Source organism: uncultured Rikenella sp. (assembly GCF_910577125.1).
Taxonomy (GTDB): Bacteria; Bacteroidota; Bacteroidia; order Bacteroidales; family Rikenellaceae; genus Rikenella.
In genome coordinates this window covers 1-4183 of the sequence record NZ_CAJTMN010000142.1, presented here as the reverse complement: position 1 = coordinate 4183, position 4183 = coordinate 1, and the positions used below count along the sequence as shown (strand labels likewise).

The window sequence follows — 4183 nt, the reverse complement described above, 5'->3', positions numbered from 1 at the left end:
GATGAGCTTCGTTCGCATTTTTCTCGCGCGCCTTGGGCGATTCAACTGTTTCGGCTAACCGCCGAAACAGTTGAATCGCCTTTTAAGGCGTCGGCGCGCGGTCAAGCTTCGACTGCGCTCGACCCGCGCGGGCCCCACTTGGTAAGGCGAAAAGAACCCTAACAAAACACCCAACGGGTGCGGGGACGGGAAATGCTGCGCATTTCCACTGCCAGCCTCTACCCTAACTTACTCAAGCATTCCCAGACCAGCCACAGCCCCCGCAAAACAATTCCGGCCGCCCTGCACATCACAGAACGGCCGGAAACCTTTATCCGAAATTTCTGAACGATCTACCGCACGATCGTCATCTCATCGATCAACCGGCGGCATCCCGCATACTTATCGATCAGGAACAAGACATACCGGATATCCACCGCAATCGTCCGCTGTACATCCGGTTCGAACGCGATATCGCCGCTCATCGCCTCCCAGTTGCCGTCGAACGCCAACCCCAACAGGCGACCCTCCGCATCCAGCACCGGACTCCCCGAGTTACCCCCCGTGATATCGTTGTTCGTCAGAAAACAAGTCGGCACCTCGCCATCCACCGCATACGGCCCGAAATCCTTCGCCTTGTAGAGCTCCTTGAGCCGCTCCGGCACGATGAAATCCGGATTCTTCGGATCCTCCTTCGCCATCACCCCGCCCAGCGTCGTGAAGTAGTTGTAAAAGACCGCATCCGCCGCCCAATACGGCAGCACCTGCCCGTAAGTAAGCCGCAGCGTGAAGTTGGCATCCGGCGCATACGCCCGCTCCGGATCCATCTCCAGCAGGCCCGCCACCCAGAGCCGATGGCCCTCCGCAAAGAGCCCGGCCGCCGGTTTCAGTACACTGTCCGTCAACGCCTTGTTCTTCTCACCGATCGAAGCCGCCGCCACGACCGCCGGATCCGCCGTCCACTGCGCCCGGTCGAAATTCGCCAGCGCCCCGTAGAACCGCGTCGTATCCGTCAGCAAAGAGTTATCGGACAAACCGGCAGCATAGCCCGCCACATCCGGCCGCACCGCCGCAAAGAACGACGGTTCGTCCGCCGCCGCCACGCTGTCCGCAAAGATCTGCAACATCCGCCGCGTCACCTTTCGGTCAGTCGCCGGACTGTAATTCTTGAAGAACGCCTCGCCCGCCCGACGGATCGCCTCCGCCGCCTTTTTGTCATCCTTCTGTCCTTCGAGAATTCCATTCACCGTCGTACCCAGCGTATAGCTCTCCACCCCCGTCCGCAGCGCCTCGTTCATGAACTGTTGGATGCGCGCCGCCTCGCGCCGCATCCGCACCGCGCTGTCGATCAGCGGCAACGCCCGGCCGTATGTAGCCTGCCGTTCCGGCGCCGCATTCACCCAAGCCGTAAATTCCGCCTGCTGCGCCGCCTTTTTGCCCCGCACATCCAGCCGGCGCAAGCCGCGACTCATACCGATCGAATTTTTCCAGTAGTTCGACGACCCCGCATACTTGCTCGCATACTGAATCCGGATCTTCGGATCGGCCATCATATCCTCCCAGAGGAGTTTCTGGCGTTCTCCCCGGACGAAGATGCGGATCGGATTGTCCTGCTCCAGCACCTGATCGATCTCGTACGACGTCATATAGCGGTTCGTCCGCCCCGGAAAGCCCATGATCATCGCATAATCCCCCTCCTTGTATCCCTTGAGCGAGATTTCGAGATGCTTCGGCGCCCGGTAAGGCACATTGTCCTTCGAGTAAGCCGCCGGTTTGTTATCCGGCGACGCATAGACGCGGAACAGCGAGAAGTCCCCCGTATGCCGCGGCCACATCCAGTTGTCCGTATCTCCCCCGAACTTGCCGACCGACGACGGCGGCGCCCCCACCATCCGGACATCCGTAAAGCGCTCCGTCACGAAGAGCAGGTACTGGTTTCCGCCGAACATCGGCACCACCTGCGCCCCCTTGAACGTCTTCGCATCGCTGTGAGCCTTGACGATCTTCTCCGAAGCCTTTTTAACCGCCTCATTGCGCTGCGCCTCCGTCATCCCCGGCTTCACCCGGGCCAGCACCTCCGGCGTCACGTCCCGAATTTCGCGGATAAAGGTCACCGCCAGCCCCGGCGTCGGCAGCTCCTCCTGCTGCGTCGCCGCCCAGAAGCCGTTCTTCAGGTAGTCGTGCTCCACCGAGCTGTGCTGCTGGATCGCCCCGTAGCCGCAGTGGTGGTTCGTGGCGATCAGCCCGTTGGGCGAGATGATCTCGCCCGTGCACCCGCCCCCGAAAATCACGATCGCATCCTTGAGCGACGTATTGTTCAGGTCGTAAATGTCCCGCGCGTCGAGCCGAAGCCCCTTAGCCTTCATCTGTTCGATGTTCATCCGCTCGATGAAAGGCAAGAGCCACATCCCCTCGTCGGCCGCCGCCCCGAACGGCGCGCACAGAGCCGCCGCAGCAGCGAACAGCCCGATCAGTCGTCTTTTCATATCCTCGTCTGTGTTTTTATGGTTTTTTATTCTCGCGTCCCGGATTGTCGGGAGTGTCAAATTTACGTATCTTTGTCTCACTAAAAAAATCGATTCGGATGAAATTACCGCAGACGGTAAATATTCTGCTTCTCGGCAGCGGCGGCCGGGAGCACGCTTTCGCCTGGAAAATCGCGCAGAGTCCGCGGTTGGAAAAGCTCTTCATCGCGCCGGGGAACGCCGGGACACGATCCTGCGGGGTCAACGCCGACCTCGACCCGTCGAACTTTCCGGCCATCAAGCAGTTCGTGCTGAACAACTACATCAACCTCGTGGTGGTCGGGCCCGAACAGCCGCTGGTCGACGGCGTGAAAGACTATTTTCTGAACGACTCCGAGATCCGGCACATTCCGGTGATCGGCCCGTCGCAGGAGGCGGCGCGGCTCGAAGGGAGCAAGGAATATGCGAAGGCGTTCATGAGCCGGCACGGGGTGCCGACGGCAGCCTATTTTACCGTCACGAAAGATAATGTCGAAGAGGGCTGCGCGTTTCTGGCCTCGGACAAGGTTCAGGCACCGTATGTTTTGAAAGCGGACGGTTTGGCGGCGGGGAAAGGCGTGCTGATTATCGACGACCTGGCGGAAGCACAGGCGGAACTGCGGGCCATGCTGGAGGGCAAATTCGGCGCCGCATCGAAGAAAGTGGTCATCGAAGAGTTTCTGTCGGGGATCGAAGTCTCGGTTTTCGTGGCCACGGACGGCAAATCGTATAAGATTCTGCCGGAGGCAAAGGACTACAAGCGGATCGGCGAGGGAGACACCGGGCCCAATACAGGCGGGATGGGAGCCGTGTCGCCGGTACCGTTCGCCACTCCGGAGTTTATGGAGAAGGTGCGCACCCGGATCGTCGAGCCGACCATCCGCGGCATCCGGGAGGAGGAGCTCGACTACACCGGCTTCATCTTCATCGGCCTGATGAACTGCGGAGGCGAACCGAAGGTGATCGAATACAACGTCCGGATGGGCGACCCGGAGACCGAAGTGGTGCTGCCGCGGATTACGTCGGACATCATCGACCTGTTCGAAGGGATCGCACACGGCACGCTGGAAGAGAAGACCGTCACGGTGACGCCTCGGACGGCAGCGACGGTGGTTTGCGTCTCGGGCGGCTATCCGGGCGCATACGAAAAGGGATTCCCGATCGAGGGATTGCCGGCCTCCGCTGCTCCTGCGGCGGGCGAATCGGGAGAAGTGGCGGCCGGGGAGGGCGACACGATCGTCTTCCATGCGGGGACGGCTCTCAAGGGGGGTGAGACGGTGACGGCAGGAGGCCGGGTGCTGGCGGTGACTTCGCTGGGGGATTCGATTCCTGCGGCGACGGCTGCATCGTACAAGACGATCGAGGGGATTACATACGAGGGCAAATATTGCCGTCGCGACATCGGCCGCGATCTATTATAAAACCATTCGGTTCTTGGGTATCTACCCGCAGGGAACTGCCGCTTTTTGTAAAAAGCGGCACCAAAAACTTTTAGTTAGCTACGCTACTCCTTACGCTCCGCAGTCCTCAATCTTCGTGATTGCTTTTGGGTCGGGGTTCTCCGGGGCGCGTAGGGTAAATCCCGCATTATCGCGCCCCGGAAGAATCCCCGGCCCAAAGAAAGTCCGAGAACTGGGCCGCCGGCAGCTTTAGGATGCGCAAGCATCCTCTAAAGTTTTTTTGGTTCTTTTTGTTCACAA

At 60.2% G+C, this 4183-nt stretch carries 2 protein-coding genes; one reads left to right on the top strand and one right to left on the bottom strand.

Features of this window, described 5'->3' with window-relative positions; genetic code table 11:
* Positions 1-332: 332 nt before the first annotated feature.
* Complete coding sequence (locus tag QZ292_RS09820; RefSeq protein ID WP_294601063.1) at positions 333-2465, bottom strand: S46 family peptidase; 2133 nt, start codon at positions 2463-2465, stop codon at positions 333-335.
* A gap of 98 nt (positions 2466-2563) precedes the next feature.
* Between QZ292_RS09820 and purD the strand changes: the two genes are divergently transcribed.
* On the top strand, positions 2564-3904 hold the full coding sequence (gene purD / locus QZ292_RS09815; RefSeq protein ID WP_294601060.1) for a phosphoribosylamine--glycine ligase: 1341 nt from the start codon (positions 2564-2566) through the stop codon (positions 3902-3904).
* The last annotated feature ends 279 nt before the right edge of the window (positions 3905-4183 follow it).

Coding starts and splice junctions, on each gene's coding strand:
- QZ292_RS09820 (WP_294601063.1), bottom strand. CDS start 2,465: ATGAAAAGACGACTGATCGGGCTGTTCGCTGCTGCGGCGGCTCTGTGC.
- purD (WP_294601060.1), top strand. CDS start 2,564: ATGAAATTACCGCAGACGGTAAATATTCTGCTTCTCGGCAGCGGCGGC.